Source organism: Streptomyces sp. NPDC090499 (assembly GCF_044769305.1).
Lineage (GTDB): Bacteria > Actinomycetota > Actinomycetes > Streptomycetales > Streptomycetaceae > Streptomyces.
This window is the reverse complement of sequence record NZ_JBIVXP010000002.1, coordinates 25,178-40,991: the sequence shown is the minus strand read 5'-3', so window position 1 is coordinate 40,991 and position 15,814 is coordinate 25,178. Positions and strand designations below refer to the sequence as shown.

At 71.6% G+C, this 15,814-nt stretch carries 18 protein-coding genes; 8 read left to right on the top strand and 10 right to left on the bottom strand.

Features of this window, described 5'->3' with window-relative positions; translation table 11 throughout:
* The first annotated feature begins 47 nt into the window (after positions 1-47).
* The gene (locus ACIQVL_RS08545) at positions 48-1,097 is read left to right on the top strand and encodes a bile acid:sodium symporter family protein (RefSeq protein ID WP_403474838.1); all 1,050 of its coding nucleotides are present in this window, start codon (positions 48-50) and stop codon (positions 1,095-1,097) included.
* A gap of 176 nt (positions 1,098-1,273) precedes the next feature.
* Entirely contained in the window at positions 1,274-1,801 is a 528-nt protein-coding gene (locus ACIQVL_RS08540; RefSeq protein ID WP_403474837.1) for an isochorismatase family protein, read from the top strand.
* Positions 1,802-1,813: 12 nt separating this feature from the next.
* On the opposite strand, the gene ACIQVL_RS08535 is transcribed toward ACIQVL_RS08540, so the two are convergent.
* Complete coding sequence (locus ACIQVL_RS08535) at positions 1,814-2,533, bottom strand: SDR family oxidoreductase (protein WP_403474836.1); 720 nt, start codon at positions 2,531-2,533, stop codon at positions 1,814-1,816.
* Positions 2,534-2,671: 138 nt separating this feature from the next.
* Here ACIQVL_RS08535 and ACIQVL_RS08530 point away from each other — a divergent pair, with 138 nt between their 5' ends.
* Together ACIQVL_RS08530 and ACIQVL_RS08525 are read left to right on the top strand one after the other, a co-directional pair.
* Positions 2,672-3,073 (top strand): LysR family transcriptional regulator, encoded by a 402-nt coding sequence (locus ACIQVL_RS08530; protein WP_403474835.1) that lies wholly within the window; start codon positions 2,672-2,674, stop codon positions 3,071-3,073.
* Positions 2,973-3,530 (top strand): LysR substrate-binding domain-containing protein, encoded by a 558-nt coding sequence (locus tag ACIQVL_RS08525; protein WP_403474834.1) that lies wholly within the window; start codon positions 2,973-2,975, stop codon positions 3,528-3,530. Before ACIQVL_RS08530 ends, ACIQVL_RS08525 begins: the two co-directional genes overlap by 101 nt.
* A 72-nt stretch (positions 3,531-3,602) precedes the next feature.
* Here the strand turns inward: ACIQVL_RS08525 and fdhD are convergent, their stop codons facing one another.
* Genes fdhD through ACIQVL_RS08500 form a run of 5 tightly spaced genes read right to left on the bottom strand, consistent with a single transcriptional unit; the run spans position 3,603 to position 10,053 of the window.
* Positions 3,603-4,451 (bottom strand): formate dehydrogenase accessory sulfurtransferase FdhD, encoded by an 849-nt coding sequence (gene fdhD, locus ACIQVL_RS08520; RefSeq protein ID WP_403474833.1) that lies wholly within the window; start codon positions 4,449-4,451, stop codon positions 3,603-3,605.
* 7 nt (positions 4,452-4,458) lie between these two features.
* Positions 4,459-5,319, bottom strand: a complete 861-nt coding sequence (locus tag ACIQVL_RS08515) for a 2Fe-2S iron-sulfur cluster-binding protein (RefSeq protein WP_403474832.1) — start codon at positions 5,317-5,319, stop codon at positions 4,459-4,461.
* On the bottom strand, positions 5,316-7,133 hold the full coding sequence (locus tag ACIQVL_RS08510) for an NADH-ubiquinone oxidoreductase-F iron-sulfur binding region domain-containing protein (protein ID WP_403475208.1): 1,818 nt from the start codon (positions 7,131-7,133) through the stop codon (positions 5,316-5,318). Before ACIQVL_RS08510 ends, ACIQVL_RS08515 begins: the two co-directional genes overlap by 4 nt.
* 5 nt (positions 7,134-7,138) lie before the next feature.
* Positions 7,139-9,085 carry a molybdopterin oxidoreductase family protein gene (locus ACIQVL_RS08505; protein ID WP_403474831.1) on the bottom strand — a complete coding sequence of 649 codons (1,947 nt, stop codon included), beginning with the start codon at positions 9,083-9,085 and terminating at the stop codon, positions 7,139-7,141.
* On the bottom strand, positions 9,082-10,053 hold the full coding sequence (locus ACIQVL_RS08500) for a 2-dehydropantoate 2-reductase (RefSeq protein WP_403474830.1): 972 nt from the start codon (positions 10,051-10,053) through the stop codon (positions 9,082-9,084). Before ACIQVL_RS08500 ends, ACIQVL_RS08505 begins: the two co-directional genes overlap by 4 nt.
* A 218-nt stretch (positions 10,054-10,271) precedes the next feature.
* On the opposite strand from ACIQVL_RS08500, the gene ACIQVL_RS08495 reads away from it, so the two are divergent.
* From ACIQVL_RS08495 to ACIQVL_RS08480, 4 genes are all read left to right on the top strand, one after another.
* Positions 10,272-11,600 (top strand): OFA family MFS transporter, encoded by a 1,329-nt coding sequence (locus tag ACIQVL_RS08495; protein WP_403474829.1) that lies wholly within the window; start codon positions 10,272-10,274, stop codon positions 11,598-11,600.
* Complete coding sequence (locus ACIQVL_RS08490; RefSeq protein WP_293994368.1) at positions 11,575-11,709, top strand: hypothetical protein; 135 nt, start codon at positions 11,575-11,577, stop codon at positions 11,707-11,709. Before ACIQVL_RS08495 ends, ACIQVL_RS08490 begins: the two co-directional genes overlap by 26 nt.
* 147 nt (positions 11,710-11,856) lie before the next feature.
* The gene (locus ACIQVL_RS08485) at positions 11,857-12,804 is read left to right on the top strand and encodes a beta-ketoacyl-ACP synthase III (protein ID WP_351961649.1); all 948 of its coding nucleotides are present in this window, start codon (positions 11,857-11,859) and stop codon (positions 12,802-12,804) included.
* A gap of 141 nt (positions 12,805-12,945) precedes the next feature.
* Positions 12,946-13,623 (top strand): GntR family transcriptional regulator, encoded by a 678-nt coding sequence (locus ACIQVL_RS08480; RefSeq protein ID WP_403474828.1) that lies wholly within the window; start codon positions 12,946-12,948, stop codon positions 13,621-13,623.
* Between the two features lie 12 nt (positions 13,624-13,635).
* Here the strand turns inward: ACIQVL_RS08480 and ACIQVL_RS08475 are convergent, their stop codons facing one another.
* The 4 genes from ACIQVL_RS08475 to ACIQVL_RS08460 all read right to left on the bottom strand — a co-directional run bounded on the left by ACIQVL_RS08475 (position 13,636) and on the right by ACIQVL_RS08460 (position 15,778).
* On the bottom strand, positions 13,636-14,625 hold the full coding sequence (locus tag ACIQVL_RS08475; protein ID WP_403474827.1) for a hypothetical protein: 990 nt from the start codon (positions 14,623-14,625) through the stop codon (positions 13,636-13,638).
* A gap of 72 nt (positions 14,626-14,697) precedes the next feature.
* Positions 14,698-15,081 carry a VOC family protein gene (locus tag ACIQVL_RS08470; protein WP_403474826.1) on the bottom strand — a complete coding sequence of 128 codons (384 nt, stop codon included), beginning with the start codon at positions 15,079-15,081 and terminating at the stop codon, positions 14,698-14,700.
* Positions 15,082-15,371: 290 nt separating this feature from the next.
* The gene (locus ACIQVL_RS08465) at positions 15,372-15,575 is read right to left on the bottom strand and encodes a hypothetical protein (RefSeq protein ID WP_403474825.1); all 204 of its coding nucleotides are present in this window, start codon (positions 15,573-15,575) and stop codon (positions 15,372-15,374) included.
* The gene (locus ACIQVL_RS08460) at positions 15,572-15,778 is read right to left on the bottom strand and encodes a hypothetical protein (RefSeq protein ID WP_403474824.1); all 207 of its coding nucleotides are present in this window, start codon (positions 15,776-15,778) and stop codon (positions 15,572-15,574) included. The genes ACIQVL_RS08465 and ACIQVL_RS08460 overlap by 4 nt, the downstream gene beginning before the upstream one ends.
* Between the last annotated feature and the right edge of the window lie 36 nt (positions 15,779-15,814).

The following is a 15,814-nucleotide window of genomic DNA, read 5'->3' as shown; positions in this document are numbered from 1 at the left end:
CCCCGTCCGCCGCTACGACACCCTGACCGACCCGCAAGTGGAGCACCGTGAAACGCCTCAGCTGGCCCAGTTGGATGCCGATCGACCCGTACGTCCTGCTGTTGCTCGGGACGGTATGCCTCGCCGCGCTCCTTCCGGCCCGGGACACGGCCGCCGACGTGGCCTCCGGTGCCTCCACGGCCGCGATCGCCTTTCTCTTCTTCCTCTACGGGGCCCGCCTGTCCACCCGTGAGGCCGTCGACGGGCTGCGGCACTGGCGGCTCCACGTCACGGTCCTGGTCTGCACCTTCGTGATCTTCCCGGTGCTCGGCATGGCGGCTCGCGGTCTGGTGCCGGTCCTGCTCACCCATCCGCTCTACCAGGGCTTCCTCTTCCTGACCCTGGTGCCCTCCACCATCCAGTCGTCGATCGCCTTCACCTCCATCGCCCGCGGCAACGTGCCCGCCGCGATCTGCGCGGGGTCCTTCTCCTCGCTGATCGGCATCGTCCTCACGCCGTTGCTCGCCGCCGCGCTGCTCGGCAACAGCGGGGGCGGGTTCTCCGCCGACTCGATCGTGAAGATCGTGCTCCAGCTGCTGGTGCCGTTCGTCGCCGGGCAGCTGCTGCGCGGGTGGATCGGCGACTTCATCGCCCGGCACAAGAGGATCCTCGGCTTCGTCGACCGCGGCTCCATCCTGCTCGTCGTCTACACCGCGTTCAGCGAGGGCATGGTCCGGGGCATCTGGCACCAGGTCAGCGTGGTCCGGCTGGCCGGGCTGCTCGCCGTCGAGGCCGTCCTGCTCGCCGTGATGCTCCTGCTGACCTGGTACGGCGCCAAGGCGCTCGGCTTCGGCCGCGGGGACCGCATCGCCATCCAGTTCGCCGGGTCGAAGAAGTCCCTCGCCTCCGGCCTGCCCATGGCCAGCGTCCTGTTCGGCGCCCACGCCTCGCTGGCCGTGCTGCCGCTGATGCTCTTCCACCAGATGCAGCTCATGGTGTGCGCGGTGATCGCCAAGCGCCGCGCACACGACCCCGAGGCCCAGGAGGAGACCGGACCCCAGGCCGCCCCGGCGGCGGAGTCGCGGCCCGCGGTCGGCACCGGTCCGCTCCGCCGCTGAGCCGTGGCCGTGGCCGTGGCCGTGGGCGTGGGCGTGACGATGGCCGTGGGCGTGACCGTGGCCGGGGCTCGGCGGCGCGGCGCACGCCCCGCCGTCGGCTGCCGAACGCGACCAGTTCACGGGCCTGTTGATCCGGATTTCCGGTACGGACGGCTCATGACGGCTAACGTTCCGTCATGACCGCACCCCTGGCGCTCGATCCGGCGCACACGGCCCTCGTCCTCGTCGACCTGATGGACCGCATCGTCGCGCTGCCCCTGGAGCCCCGCAAAGGCACCGAAGTCCTGCACACCGCCGAGGAACTGGCCCACACCTTCCGCGCCGCCGGCGCGCCCGTGGTGCTGATCCGCGTCGAACGGCCCTCGCTCGCCGAGCAGCCGCCGGGCAGCGGACTCGTCGCCGGACTCAGGAAGGCAGGGGACGTGGAGATCGTCAAGCGGACGATCGGCGGCTTCCAGGGCACGGAGCTCGACGCCCGGCTGCGCGGGCTCGGCATCACCCGGCTGGTGTTCGGCGGCATCGCCACCAACCTCGGCGTCGAGTCCACCGCCCGCGCCGCCGCCGACCTCGGCTACGACCTGGTCTTCGTCGAGGACGCCATGGCCGCCCTCACCGGCCCCGAGCACGAGGCGTCCGTCCGGCTCGACTTCCCGCGCCTCGGCACGGTCGTCACCGCCGCCGGCCTCAGCCTCGGCCCCGCCTGACCGCCCGGCCCCTCAGACCAGCGTCCCGCCGCCGTCCACGACCACCACCGACCCGGTGCTGTACCCCCCACGCATCAGGTACAGGTACGCCTCCGCCACATCCGCCGGCTCGCCCATCCGCCCCACCGGCAGCGACTCGGCGGAGGACCGGTACAGCTCCTCCCGGACCGTCTCCGGCAGCCCCCGCCACAGCTCGGTCCGCACCACTCCCGGCGAGACCACGTTGACCCGCACCGGCGCCAGCTCCACGGCCAGCGCCCGGGTCAGCGACTCCATCGCCCCGCACAGCGCGGAGGCGACGCTCGACCCGGGCAGCGGCCGGCGCCCCGCCGTCCCCGTGGTCAGCACCACCGAACCGCCCGGCCGGATCGACCCGCTGCCGTACTTCACCGCCGCGTACGCACCCCACAGCCGGGTGTCCAGGAAGGTCCGGGCCGTCGAGATCTCCGTCTGGGCCAGTGTCTCCAGCAGGATCGAGTCACCGGCCGTGTACACCAGGTGGTCGTACGCCCCGATCCGGGCGAAGAAGGCACGCACCGCGTCCTCGTCCGTGGCGTCGAGCACCTGCCCCTCGGCGTCCTCCGGCAGCGTTTTCAGCGCCGCGTCGATGCTCTCCTGCCGCCGCGAGGCGACGACCACCCGCGCACCCTCCCGTGCCGCGCCCTCCGCGACCGCGAGCCCGATCCCCGACGTACCCCCGATGACGACGACACGCTGTCCCTGCAGACCCATGGCCGATCCCTTTCCAAGCCGGTGTTCCGTCCTGTTCGGACGTCTCCAGCCTGCGGTCCCGCGGCGTCGGCCGTCCAAGACCTCTTTCGGTGGTGGCGATACCCTGAAGACATCGCCACCTTGGAAGGAGCCGCGGTCATGGACCTGGATCTGCGCAAGGTCCGCTACTTCGCGGCGGTCGCCGAACTCCTCCACTTCGGCCGGGCGGCGGAGCGGCTGCACATCGCCCAACCTGTGCTGAGCCGTCAGATCCGCGCCCTGGAGAAGGACCTGGGCGCCGAGCTGTTCGTACGGGACAGCCACGGTGTGACCCTGACCGACGCCGGGCGGCAACTCGTCGAGGACGCCCGGCAGTTGCTGGCCGTCGCCGACGGGACCCGGCGCCGGGTCGGGCAGGCCGCGCGCGGCCGGCGGCGGCTGGTCGTCGGCTTCCGGGCCGGTGTCGTGGTCACCGAGGCGTTGCGGGCCTTCACCGCGGGCCACCCGGACGTCGAGGTGCGCGCCCACCGGGGCATGGGGGCACCTCCCGCTCGAGCGTAGCCGAGAGTGGGGGAGGGACGACCAGGAACAGCTGATCCTCGACGGCACCGTCGACCTCGCCTACGTACGGCTGCCCGTCCGGGAGGACGGGCTCGACCTGCGCCCCCTGTACAGCGAGCCCCGCGTCGCCATGCTCCCGGACCGGCACCGGCTTGCCGGGAAGCAGGAGATCTCCCTCTCGGACCTCGACGGCGAGCAGCGGCTGCGCTACAACGACCCCCGGCCAGGCGACCTGCCACTGCGCACCATCGAGGAGAAGTTCGAGTGCGTGGCCGCCATCACGATGGTGCCGCGCTCGGTGGCCGAGCAGTACTCCCGCCCCGGCATCGTCTACGTCCCGGTCGTCGACGCCGAACCCGACCGGGTGCTGCTGGCCTGGGCGGCCGGGCGTCGCTCCGCGCTGGTCGCCGCCCTCGCCGAGGCCGCGGCGCGCGTCGGCGCGCCCGGACCGGGCTGAGGCGGGGCCCCTGCGGCGCAGGGGGCGCTCCCCGCCGGTCGGGGCCCCGCCGCCGTGCCGCGGGGAACCGGGTCAGCCCTGGGCGGCCGCGGCCCGCAGGGCGATGCGGTCCTCGCCCGCGTACACGTTCATGTTGCTGCCGCGCAGGAAACCGACCAGGGTCAGCCCGGTCTCCGCCGCCAGGTCCACCGCCAGCGAGGACGGCGCCGAGACCGCCGCGAGCATCGGGATGCCCGCCATCACGGCCTTCTGCGCCAGCTCGAAGGAGGCCCGCCCGGAGACCAGCAGGATCGTCCGGGACAGCGGCAGGTCGCCGTTCTGCAGGGCCCGGCCGACCAGCTTGTCCACCGCGTTGTGCCGCCCCACGTCCTCACGGCTGTCCAGCAGCTCGCCCTCCTCGGTGAACAGGGCCGCCGCGTGCAGCCCCCCGGTCCGGTCGAAGACCCGCTGCGACGCGCGGAGCCGGTCGGGGAGGCTCGCGAGCAGCTCGGGCTCCACCCGGACCGGGGGAGTGTCGGCGATCGGCCAGCGGGCCGTCGTACGCACCGCGTCCAGGCTGGCCTTGCCGCACAGCCCGCAGGACGAGGAGGTGTAGACGTTCCGCTCCAGGGTGAAGTCGGGCAGCTTGACGCCCGGCGTGGTCCGCACGTCGACCACGTTGTAGGTGTTGGACCCGTCGACCGTGGCGCCCGCGCAGTACACGATGTTCTGCAGGTCGCCGGCGGCCGCCAGCACCCCCTCGCTCACCAGGAACCCGGCCGCCAGCGCGAAGTCGTCGCCGGGCGTGCGCATGGTGATGGCCAGGGGTTTCCCGTTGAGTCTGATCTCCAGCGGTTCCTCGGCGACGAGCGTGTCCGGCCGGGCGGAGACCGCTCCGTCGCGGATGCGGATGACCTTGCGTCGTTCCGTGACTCGTCCCATGGTCTGATCAGCCCCGGTTCTGTACGTGCTGGTAGCCGAAACGGCCCTTGATGCAGAGATTGCCGTGGGTCACCGGGTTGTCGTGCGGCGAGGTGACCTTGACTATCTCATTGTCCTGCACGTGGAGCGTGAGGTTGCAGCCCACACCGCAGTACGCGCACACGGTGGTCGTCTCCGTCTGCCGGGCCTCGTCCCAGGTACCCGCCGCCCGCATGTCGAACTCCGACCTGAACGACAGTGCCCCGGTGGGACACACCTCCACGCAGTTCCCGCAGTAGACACAGGCCGAGTCGGTCAGCGGGGCGTCGTGCTCGACGGCGATCCGGGCGTCGAAGCCGCGCCCGGCGACCGAGATCGCGAAACTGTTCTGCCACTGGTCACCGCAGGCGTCGACGCACTTGTAGCAGAGGATGCACTTGTCGTAGTCGCGCACGTACAGGTCGTTGTCGACCCTGGGCTCCTCGTTCAGGCGGGCCGCGCCGGGGCCGAAGCGGTCCGGCTTCGCCTCGTACTCCTTGATCCACTCGGCCGCGCGGGGCGTCGTCGACAGGTCCACCGAGGAGGCCAGCAGCTCCAGGACGATCCTGCGGCTGTGCCGGACGCGTTCGCTGCCGGTCCGCACGACCATCCCGGGCTCGGCCTTCCGGGAGCAGGCGGGAACGAGGGTCCGGGCCCCCTCCACCTCCACCACGCACACCCGGCAGGCGTTCTTCGGGCGCAGCGTGTCGCCCTCGCACAGGGTCGGCACGTCCTTCCCGGCCGCCCGGCAGGCGTCCAGGATCGTCGAGCCCTCCGGGACCCGCGCCTCCTCGCCGTCGATCGTGAACTCCAGCAGCCGGCGCGGGATCCCCAGCGGTGTCACGGTCATTCGTACGCCCCCAGACGGTCGATGGCGGATTCCACGGCGTTCCACGCGGTCTGGCCGAGACCGCAGATCGAGGCGTCCCGCATCGCCCGCCCGACCTCGCGCAGCAGCGCGACGTCCCCGGCCGCGTCGGCGCCGGTGCGCTCGACGATCCGGTGCAGGGCCTCCTCCTGCCGGACCGTGCCGACCCGGCAGGGCACGCACTGCCCGCAGGACTCGTCGCGGAAGAACCGGGCGATCCGGAGCAGGAGTCGCGGCAGCGGCACGGTGTCGTCGAAGGCCATGACCACACCGGAGCCGAGTGTGGTGCCGGCCTCCCGGGTGCCCTCGAAGGTGAGCGGGACGGCGAGTTCGTCCGGCCGTACGAAGCCGCCCGCGGCACCGCCGAGCAGCACTGCCCGCAAGTTCTCGCGCACCCCGGCCAGTTGGAGGAGTTCGCCGAGCGTGGCGCCGAAGGGGAGTTCGTAGATGCCGGGTCGGGCCACGCTTCCGGACACGCAGAAGAGCTTCGGGCCGGTGGACTTGGCGGTCCCGATCGCCGCGTACGCCGGGGCGCCCATGGTCAGGATCGGCAGGACGTTGACCAGCGTCTCCACGTTGTTCTCGACCGTCGGCTTCCCGAACAGCCCCTTCTCCACCGGGAACGGCGGCTTCGAGCGCGGCTCGCCCCGGTAGCCCTCGATGGAGTTGAACAGGGCCGTCTCCTCACCGCAGATGTACGCCCCGGCGCCGCGCCGGATCTCGATGTCGAAGGCGAAGCCCTGCCCGAGGACGTCGTCGCCGAGGAAGCCCCGGGCGCGGGCCTGGTCGATCGCGTGCCGGAGACGGCGGGTGGCCCGCGGGTACTCGCCGCGGAGGTAGACGAAGCCCCGGTGCGCACCGATCGCGTACGCCGCGATCGTCATGGCCTCCACCAGGGAGTACGGGTCGCCCTCCATGATCACGCGGTCCTTGAAGGTGCCCGGCTCGGATTCGTCGGCGTTGCAGACCAGGTAGTGCGGGTGGTCCGGCTGGGCGGCCGTGGCCTGCCACTTGCGGCCGGTGGGGAAGGCGGCGCCGCCGCGCCCGACCAGGCCCGAGTCGGTGACCTCGCGGATGACCCCGGCGGGGCCGAGTGCGAAGGCGTGCCGCAGCGCGGTGTAGCCGCCGTTGGCCCGGTAGTCGTCGAGCGAGGCCGGGTCGACCACGCCCACCCGCTGCAGCAGGGTCAGGCCTTCCCGTCCCGCCTGGGGTACGGCCGTCGCCGCCGACGGCTCCTCCGGCACCGAGTCGGGCGCGGTCGCCGCGAGGACGGCGGTGTCGACGGTCGCCGGGGCCGTCACCGCCGTACGCACCGGATCCCCGGCCCGGATCGCGAGGGCCGCCGGGGCCCGCTCGCACAGGCCCAGGCAGGGGCTGCGCTCGACGTGCACCCCGGGGCCGAGGCCCGCCTCCACCCCGGCGCACAGCGCGGCCGCCCCGGCCGCCGTGCACGCCAGGTCCGTGCAGACGTGCAGGACGGTCGCCGGGCGGGGCCGGACGGAGAACATCGCGTAGAAGGTGGCGACCCCGTAGGCCTCGGCCGGGGGGACGGTCAGGCGGCGGCACAGGTAGCCGAGGGCGCCCTCGCTGATCCAGCCGATCCGGTCGTTGATCGCGTGCAGCCCCGGCAGCAGCAGGTCGCGGCGGTCCCGGGCCTCCCGGCCGCCACGCGCCCACCGCAGGTCCGCGTCGGAACGGTCGGCACCCTCCCAGGAGGACTCCGGAGGGCCCAACAGGGAGTCGACGGCGGCCCGTTCGTCGTCCGTCGGTTTGCTGTCGCCGAAGTGCAGGTCCACTTGTGTCACCTCACGATGGTCGCGACCGGGAGCTTCTCGATACGGATCGCCGACGCCTTGAACTCCGCCGTCCCCGCGATCGGGCAGTTCGCCTCGATCGTCAGCTGGTTGGTGTCCACCTCGTCGGGAAAGTGCATGGTCATGAAGGCGAGACCGGGACGCAGCGCCGTGTCGATCCAGACCGGGGCCACCACCGCGCCCCGCCGTGAGGACACCTGGACCTCCTCGCCGACGACCACCCCGTACCGCTCGGCGTCCTCCGGGCACAGCTCGATGTACTCGCCACGCCGCAGCGGGGAGGCGTAACCGCCGCTCTGCACACCGGTGTTGTAGGAGTCCAGCCGTCGCCCGGTGGTGAGCCGGATCGGGTACTCCTCGTCGGTGAGGTCGACCGGCGGGTCGTGCCGGACCAGCCCGAAGGGCGCCGGCATCCCGCGCCCGGCCGGGTCCGTCTCCCACAACCGGCCGTGCAGATAGGTCGGTTCGAGGCGCTCGGTGCTCGGGCACGGCCACTGGATGCCCTGGTGCTCGGCGAGCCGGTCGTACGTCATCCCGTAGTGGTCGGGGGAGACGGAGCGAAGCTCGTTCCAGACGGCCTCCGCGTCCTGGTACTTCCAGTCGTGGCCGAGCCGGGCCGCCAGGTCGCAGAGGATGTCGATGTCCTCGCGGGCCTCGCCGGGCGGGGTGACGGCGCGGCGGACCCGCTGCACCCGGCGCTCGCTGTTGGTGGTCGTGCCCTCGGTCTCCGCCCAGCCGGCGGTCGCGGGCAGCACGACGTCGGCCAGCTCCGCCGTCTTCGTGAGGAAGATGTCCTGGACGACGAGGAAGTCGAGGGCGCCCAGCCGGCGTACCGCCTGCTCGCTGTCGGCCTCCGACTGGGCCGGGTTCTCGCCGATGCAGTAGACGGCCTTGAGCGTGCCCTCCTCCATCGCCTCGAACATCTCGGTGAGGTTCAGCCCGTAGTGCGGCTGGATGACCGTGTCCCAGGCCGACTCGAACTTCAGCCGGGCGTCGGGGTCGAGGATGTCCTGGAAGCCGGGCAGGCGGTTGGGTATCGCGCCCATGTCGCCGCCGCCCTGCACGTTGTTCTGGCCGCGCAGCGGCTGCAGCCCGGCACCCCAGCGGCCCACCTGCCCGGTGAGCAGGGAGAGGTTGATCAGGGCGCGGACGTTGTCGGTGCCGTTGTGGTGCTCGGTGATGCCGAGGGTCCAGCACAGCTGGGCGCGCTCGGCACGGGCGTAGGCGTGCGCCAACTCCCTTATGGCGCGGGCCGGTACACCGGTCACCTTCTCGGCGAGGGACAGCGTCCAGGGCTCGACGAGCGCCTTGTACTCCGCGAAGCCGGTGGTGGCCCGCTCGATGAACGCCTCGTTGGCGAGCCCCGCGTGGATGATCTCCCGGCCGATCGCGTGCGCCATCGGGATGTCGGTGCCGACGTTCAGCCCGAGCCAGCTCTCCGCCCACTCGGCGGTGGAGGTGCGGCGCGGGTCGACGGCGTACATCCGGGCGCCGTTCCTGATCCCCTTCAGCACGTGCTGGAAGAAGATCGGGTGCGCGAAGCGGGCGTTGGAGCCCCACATCACGATGACGTCGGTCTGCTCGATCTCCTCGTACGAGGAGGTGCCGCCGCCGGAGCCGAAGGCCGCGCTCAGGCCGGCCACGCTCGGGGCGTGGCACGTCCGGTTGCAGGAGTCGACGTTGTTGGTGCCCATCACCACCCGGGCGAACTTCTGCGCCACGTAGTTCATCTCGTTGGTGGCGCGGGCGCAGGAGAACATCCCGAACGCGTCGCGGTTGCGCTCCAGACCCCGGGCCGCCCGGTCCAGGGCCTCCTCCCAGCTCGCCTGCCGGAAGGGCTCGTCGCGGGAGTCCCGGACCAGGGGGTGGGTGAGGCGGGTGTAGGTCTTCGGTTCTCGCTTCCGGGTGCTCTTCGTGCCTGTCGTGCTCCTCATGCCGCGCTCCTCAGTGCGAGCAGGTCCGAGATGGCGTGCACGGTGCGCAGGGTGGGCACCTGCACGCCGGTGATCTCCGCCAGCTCGACGACCGCCGCGAGCAGCACGTCGAGTTCCAGCGGCTTGCCGCGCTCCAGGTCCTGGAGCGTGGAGGTGCGGTGGTCGCCGACCTTCTCGGCGCCCGCCAGCCGGCGTTCGATGGAGACCCCGACCTCGCAGCCGAGTGCCTCGGCGACGTCGAGCGTCTCGCGCATCATGATCTCGATGACCCGCCGGGTGCCGCCGTGCAGGCACATCTGCCGCATGGTGGCGCGGGCCAGCGCACTGATCGGGTTGAAGGAGATGTTGCCGAGCAGTTTGAGCCAGATGTCGTTGCGGAGGTCGGGCTCGACCGGGCACTTCAGCCCGCCGGTCTGCATGGCCTCGCTGAACCGCACACAGCGCTCGGACATGCTGCGGTCGGGCTCGCCGACCGAGAACCGGGTGCCCTCCAAGTGCCTTATCACGCCGGGGGCTTCGAGCTCGGTGGCCGCGTACACCACGCAGCCGACGGCGCGTTCGGGGGCGAGCACGGCGCTGACGGTGCCGTCCGGGTCGACGCTCTCGACGCGGTGGCCGTCGTAGGGGCCGCCGTGCCGGTGGAAGTACCACCAGGGGATGCCGTTCTGGGCGGCGACCACCGCCGTCCGCTCGTGCAGCAGCGGCTCGATCAGCGGCCCGCACGCCGCGTACGAGTTGGCCTTCAGACCCAGGAAGACGTAGTCGACCGGGCCGACCTCGGCCGGGTCGTCGGTGGCGTGGGCGTGCGCGGTGAAGTCGCCGCGCGGGCTGAGCACCCGTACTCCGTACTGCCTCATGGCCGCCAGATGCGGTCCACGCGCGATGAGGTGCACGTCGGCGCCCGCGCGGTGGAGCGCGGCACCGACGTAGGCGCCGATCGCACCGGCGCCGAGGACTGCGACTTTCACGGAACGCTCCGTTCGGTTTGAGGGATACCGCGGAGGTGGCCTCGGACTTGGTCTCGGCCTCTTCGTAAGATGTCGACGAAATATTGTCTACAGTATGGAGTCGGGGTCGACAAGGGTTCGGGCAGCGACCGTTCGGCGCATTCTGGATACCGTTCAACGCATACGATCGAGCCCGCGGGTTCTCAACCACCCTGACGGGGCCCTACCGTTCGGGATTCATGAGCAGCCCCCCTGTAGCACCTCCGGGCTGGAGCCGCTGGCTCGTCCCGCCCGCCGCCCTCTCCGTCCATCTCGCCATCGGCCAGGCCTACGCCTGGAGCGTGTTCAAACCGCCGCTCGAATCCGCCCTGAACCTGAGCGGCACCGAGAGCGCGCTGCCCTTCCAGCTCGCCATCGTGATGCTCGGCCTGTCGGCCGCGTTCGGCGGCACCCTCGTCGAACGCAACGGACCGCGCTGGGCCATGACGGTGGCCCTGATCTGCTTCTCCACCGGCTTCCTGATCTCCGCACTCGGCGCCGAGACCAAGCAGTACTGGCTGATCGTCCTCGGCTACGGCTTCGTCGGCGGCATCGGCCTCGGCATCGGCTACATCTCGCCCGTCTCCACGCTGATCAAGTGGTTCCCGGACCGGCCCGGCATGGCCACCGGCATCGCCATCATGGGCTTCGGCGGCGGCGCGCTGATCGCCTCCCCCTGGTCCGCGCAGATGCTCTCGTCCTTCGGCAGTGACAACGATGGCATCGCCCTCGCCTTCCTGGTGCACGGGCTGTCGTACGCCGTCTTCATGACCCTCGGCGTGCTCCTGATCCGCGTCCCGCGCACCGAGAAGCCGGTCGCGGACGCGCCGAGCGCCTTCGAGGGCGTGCAGGTCTCCGCGAACAGCGCGATCCGCACCCCCCAGTTCTGGTGCCTGTGGGTCGTGCTCTGCATGAACGTGACCGCGGGCATCGGCATCCTGGAGAAGGCCGCCCCGATGATCACGGACTTCTTCGCCGACAGCTCCACCCCGGTGTCGGCGTCCGCGGCGGCCGGGTTCGTCGCCCTGCTGTCCGCCGCCAACATGGCCGGCCGGATCGGCTGGTCGTCCACCTCCGACCTGATCGGCCGCAAGAACATCTACCGTGTCTACCTGGGCGTGGGCGCCGTGATGTACCTGCTCATCGCGCTGTTCGGGGACTCCTCGAAACCCCTGTTCATCCTCTGCGCCCTGGTGATCCTCTCCTTCTACGGCGGCGGCTTCGCGACCGTCCCCGCCTACCTGAAGGACCTCTTCGGCACCTACCAGGTCGGTGCCATCCACGGCCGGCTGCTCACCGCCTGGTCCCTCGCCGGTGTGCTCGGCCCGCTGATCGTCAACTGGATCGCCGACCACCAGAAGGACGCCGGCAAGCACGGCTCCGACCTCTACACCCTGTCCTTCGGCATCATGATCGGCCTGCTCGTCGTCGGCTTCGTCGCCAACGAGCTGGTCCGGCCCGTCCATACCCGCCACCACATCCCCGCCCCGAGGGAGGCCGTCGATGTCGAACGAGAGCAGCCGGCCTGAGCCGGACCGCCGCTGGCTGATCGCCGTCGCCTGGATCTGGGTGGGCGCGCCCTTCGCCTACGGGGTCTATGAACTGGTACAGAAAGCGACACAACTGTTCAACGGGTGACCGGCGGGACTACCCGGGCGTCCGAGGGTCTGCAAGAAGCCGACAACTCGGACGCCCGTTTCCTGTGGCCTCACGTGCCGTCGTACCCGTGAGTCACTGAACAGACTGGTGGACCCACACCGAGGCAACGAGGGGGCTCCACCACCCATGATCGGCTCGCGCATCGCCGCCGTCGGCCACTACCAGCCCGCCAGGGTACTCACCAACGAGGATCTGGCGGGCATGGTCGACACCAGTGACGAGTGGATCCGCAGCCGGGTGGGCATCAACACCCGGCACATCGCGGGCCCCGACGAACCCGTCGACGAGCTGGCCGCGCACGCCGCCGCCAAGGCACTCGCCGCAGCCGGCCTCACCCCCGCGGACATCGACCTGGTCCTGGTCGCCACCTCCACCGCGATCGACCGCTCCCCGAACATGGCCGCGCGTGTCGCCGCCCGGCTCGGCATCCCGCAGCCCGCCGCGATGGACGTCAACGTCGTGTGCGCCGGCTTCACCCACGCGCTCGCCACCGCCGACCACACGGTCCGGGCCGGGGCCGCCACCCGGGCCCTGGTCATCGGCGCCGACAAGATGTCCGAGGTGACGGACTGGACCGACCGTACGACGTGTGTCCTGGTCGGCGACGGGGCCGGCGCCGCCGTCGTCGAGGCGTGCGGGCCCGGCGAGGAGCCCGGCATCGGACCCGTCCTGTGGGGTTCCGTCCCCGAGATGAGCCACGCCGTACGGATCGAGGGCACCCCGCCCCGGTTCGCGCAGGAGGGGCAGAGCGTCTACCGCTGGGCCACCACCCAGCTGCCGCCCATCGCCCGGCGCGCCTGCGAGAAGGCCGGGGTGGCACCCGCCGACCTCGCGGCCGTCGTGCTGCACCAGGCCAACCTGCGGATCATCGAGCCGCTCGCCGCGAAGATCGGCGCGGTCAACGCCGTCGTCGCCCGGGACGTCACCGAATCCGGCAACACGTCGGCGGCGAGCATCCCGCTCGCCCTCTCCAAGCTGGTGGAGCAGGGCCGGGTGTCCGGCGGCGACCCGATCCTGCTGTTCGGCTTCGGCGGCAACCTGTCGTACGCGGGGCAGGTCGTGCGCTGCCCCTGAGAGCGCGTTCCACGGTGTGACGTGGTCGACTCCCGCTTCCGTCGGCAGCAGTGCGCCGTAGACTGTAGACGAAAGACAATCGATACTGAGTGTCCGCACTGAGTGTCCGCTCGTAACGGGTGTCTGCCGAAGGGGGACCCGATGTTGTCAGCCGGACTGCCGCAGGGCGCGGTGCCCAAGCTCGAACGCCCCGGACCGCTCCGCGACCGCGTCTACGAGGCGCTCCTGGAACTCATCACCACCCGCGCCCTCCAGCCCGGCCAGCACCTCGTCGAGAGCGAACTCGCCGGCCACCTCGGCGTCTCCCGGCAGCCGGTCCGCGAGGCGCTGCAGCGGCTGAACACCGAGGGCTGGGTGGACCTGCGGCCCGCCCAGGGCGCGTTCGTCCATGAGCCGACGGAGGAGGAGGCCGACCAACTCCTCACCGTCCGCACCCTGTTGGAGGCCGAGGCGGCACGGCTGGCGGCGGCCAACGCGGGCAGCGCGGGCGTGGCCGCCCTCGAATCCCTCTGCACCGAGGGCGAGAAGGCGGTCGCCGCGGACGACGTGGACGGAGCCGTCGTCCTGAACGCCGCGTTCCACGCCAAGATCATGGACCTGGCCGGCAACACCGTCCTCGCCGAACTCGCCGCCCAGGTCGACCGCCGGGTCCGCTGGTACTACACGCCGGTGGCCCGCCAGCGCGGCCACCAGTCCTGGATCGAACACCGCGAGCTGATCGCAGCGATCACGGCGCGGGACGAGCAGCTGGCGACGACGCTGATGCGCGAACACACGGAGCACACGCGGCGGTCGTACCACGAGCGGGCGCAGACATGAGGCCGCGCGGGTTCACGGCAGCGTGATGAGCGCGATGCTCTCCGCCGTCGCGACGGCCAGCCGGGTGCCGTCGGGGTGGAGGGCGGCGACGGGGGTGGGAACGCGCCGGTAGCCGAAGCAGGTCGGTTTGACGGGCACGGCGACCTCGGGCCACTCCGCGACGATGCGGCCGGTGGCCGGGTCGAGCAGCCGCGGGTGGCCCAGGAACGAGATCACCTGGTCACCACGGGGCAGGAGCAGGACACCCGGGTCGGCATCGGCGACGGGGCTGCGGTGGAGCCAGCGGCCCTCGGCGATCGACCACACGCCGAGGTGGCGCGGCGGAAGCGCGGCCGTCAGCTCGTCGTTCCAGTCCTCCGCCCCCGTCGCCAGGACCAGCCGGTCGGCGTCGAGCCAGCAGCCTGCCGTCACCTCGCCGTTCGCGGCAGTCTCCGGCGGCAGCACGCCGTCGCCGTCCAGCGTGCCGGGATCGGTGAGCGCGAGCGCGGTGTCGTAGACCAGGACCGTCCCGAAGGGCTGCCAGAACCAGCCGACCGAGAGCAGGTACCGGCCGTCCGGGCTCAGGGCGAGCCGGGAGTGGAAGACGTCCTGCGGCTCCCGCCCACCGGCGGTCAGCCGCTCGCCGCTCGCCGCGTCCTCGATCTGGAGCACGTTGTACTTGTCCGGGCAGTGCACGACGACCTCGCGTCCGTCGCCCAACCTGCCGAGGGCGAGCGGGTAGTCGTAGTTAGGCGCCCGGTAGTAGCTGCGGTTCAGCTCCCGCACGACCCGTTCGCCTTCGAGCAACGCGGCCTTGGTGCCGCGCTCCTGGTACACGGCGGAGTATCGCCCGGAGGCCGAGACGGTCCCGGTGTCGAACGGAAAACTCCACGCGTAGGGCGCCGAGCGCTCCACCCCGTCCGGGCCCCAGCGGCGCCCGCCCCCGGTCGCGGAGACCAGCTCGTCGCCGTCCCACGCCAGCGACTTCGGCGCCGACTTCACCGGTATCGACTCCACGGTCATCGATGCCCCCATCCCCAGAGCACCTCGGTCGGGCCCCCGCCGGGAATCTACGGGACCCCGCGGCCTCTGCGCCTACCCGTTTTCGCGGCACAGGCAGAAGGGGTGGCCGGCGGGATCGAACAGCACGCGTACGTGGTCCTGCGGCTGATCCGGCGCGAGTACGGCCCCCTTGGCGACGGCCTCGGCCACCGCCCCGTCCAGGTCGGCCACCTGGAAGTCGAGATGCATCATCGCGCGCTGCTCACCGTCGACCGGCGGCCAGGCCGGCCGCCGGTATCCGGCAGCCTCCTGGAACACGATGTACACGGCCCCCTGCGGCGGCGCGACGACAACCGTCCCGGGCTCCTCGTGCACGATCGGCCACTCCAGCAGCTCCGAGTAGAAACGGGCCAGGAGCGCCGGATCCGGTGCCTCGACGGCGGTTCCCCACCACATGCCGCTTGTTCGGGATCGCATGGTTGAACCTAGCGCGGTGCCGCGGACATCGTGAGCAGACCGACGAGTCCCAGGCGATCGGTGTCCTCGGTCATGAGACGGGGGTACGGCTGGGTTCGTGAGGGGACGTCACCTGGCAGGGGTGCAGCGGTGGTGGGAGCAGGTACAGCGAGGTACGAGCAGGATGCCGCGACCGTGGGGGTGGGGGATGTCCTTGGTCCGGCGGCAGTCGGAGTGCAGCGTCGAGTAACCGGGGCGCTGGGCGAGGGCGCATTCCGCGGACATGTTCGAGGTGTCGTCAGCGGGGGCGGTCACAAGATGATGCCGCCGCTGCTGAAGGTGTTCATGGCACGGGTCCGCTCGACCAGGGCCCGCAGCCGCTCCTCGTCCGTGGCGCGCCGGACGTGAGCGGGGTCTGCGTCCCACGGCCCCTCGTGCCCCATGACGTAGCCGAGCTGGTCGCTAGCCGTGTCGATGACCAGGGTGCCGTTCGGTTCGACCTCCCCGGCGGTCACTCGGTTGCTCCCCGTTGGAGTGCCCTGGCGAGGTGGACGGCCACGTCGGCGCGCACCCGCCCCAGCTCGACCAGCTGTAACCCGGGCGAGGCAGGGTCGAGCCTCAGTGAGGGGAAGACGATCCCCACCGTGTCCAGGGCGGCTCTCAGTTCCTCGACCGCCGCTTGAGTGTCGGTGACGTCCTGAACTTTCTTCGGTGCCATGAACCGGACGCTAGGTCCGGAAGGGCGGTCGGTACT

Excerpts from the sequence above, each read along its gene's own strand:
- ACIQVL_RS08490 (WP_293994368.1), top strand. The coding sequence starts at position 11,575 with ATGTCGAACGAGAGCAGCCGGCCTGAGCCGGACCGCCGCTGGCTGATC.
- ACIQVL_RS08475 (WP_403474827.1), bottom strand. The coding sequence starts at position 14,625 with ATGACCGTGGAGTCGATACCGGTGAAGTCGGCGCCGAAGTCGCTGGCG.
- ACIQVL_RS08485 (WP_351961649.1), top strand. The coding sequence starts at position 11,857 with ATGATCGGCTCGCGCATCGCCGCCGTCGGCCACTACCAGCCCGCCAGG.
- ACIQVL_RS08495 (WP_403474829.1), top strand. The coding sequence starts at position 10,272 with ATGAGCAGCCCCCCTGTAGCACCTCCGGGCTGGAGCCGCTGGCTCGTC.
- fdhD (WP_403474833.1), bottom strand. The coding sequence starts at position 4,451 with ATGGGACGAGTCACGGAACGACGCAAGGTCATCCGCATCCGCGACGGA.
- ACIQVL_RS08470 (WP_403474826.1), bottom strand. The coding sequence starts at position 15,081 with ATGCGATCCCGAACAAGCGGCATGTGGTGGGGAACCGCCGTCGAGGCA.
- ACIQVL_RS08530 (WP_403474835.1), top strand. The coding sequence starts at position 2,672 with ATGGACCTGGATCTGCGCAAGGTCCGCTACTTCGCGGCGGTCGCCGAA.
- ACIQVL_RS08535 (WP_403474836.1), bottom strand. The coding sequence starts at position 2,533 with ATGGGTCTGCAGGGACAGCGTGTCGTCGTCATCGGGGGTACGTCGGGG.
- ACIQVL_RS08460 (WP_403474824.1), bottom strand. The coding sequence starts at position 15,778 with ATGGCACCGAAGAAAGTTCAGGACGTCACCGACACTCAAGCGGCGGTC.
- ACIQVL_RS08505 (WP_403474831.1), bottom strand. The coding sequence starts at position 9,085 with ATGAGGAGCACGACAGGCACGAAGAGCACCCGGAAGCGAGAACCGAAG.
- ACIQVL_RS08540 (WP_403474837.1), top strand. The coding sequence starts at position 1,274 with ATGACCGCACCCCTGGCGCTCGATCCGGCGCACACGGCCCTCGTCCTC.
- ACIQVL_RS08480 (WP_403474828.1), top strand. The coding sequence starts at position 12,946 with ATGTTGTCAGCCGGACTGCCGCAGGGCGCGGTGCCCAAGCTCGAACGC.
- ACIQVL_RS08515 (WP_403474832.1), bottom strand. The coding sequence starts at position 5,319 with ATGACCGTGACACCGCTGGGGATCCCGCGCCGGCTGCTGGAGTTCACG.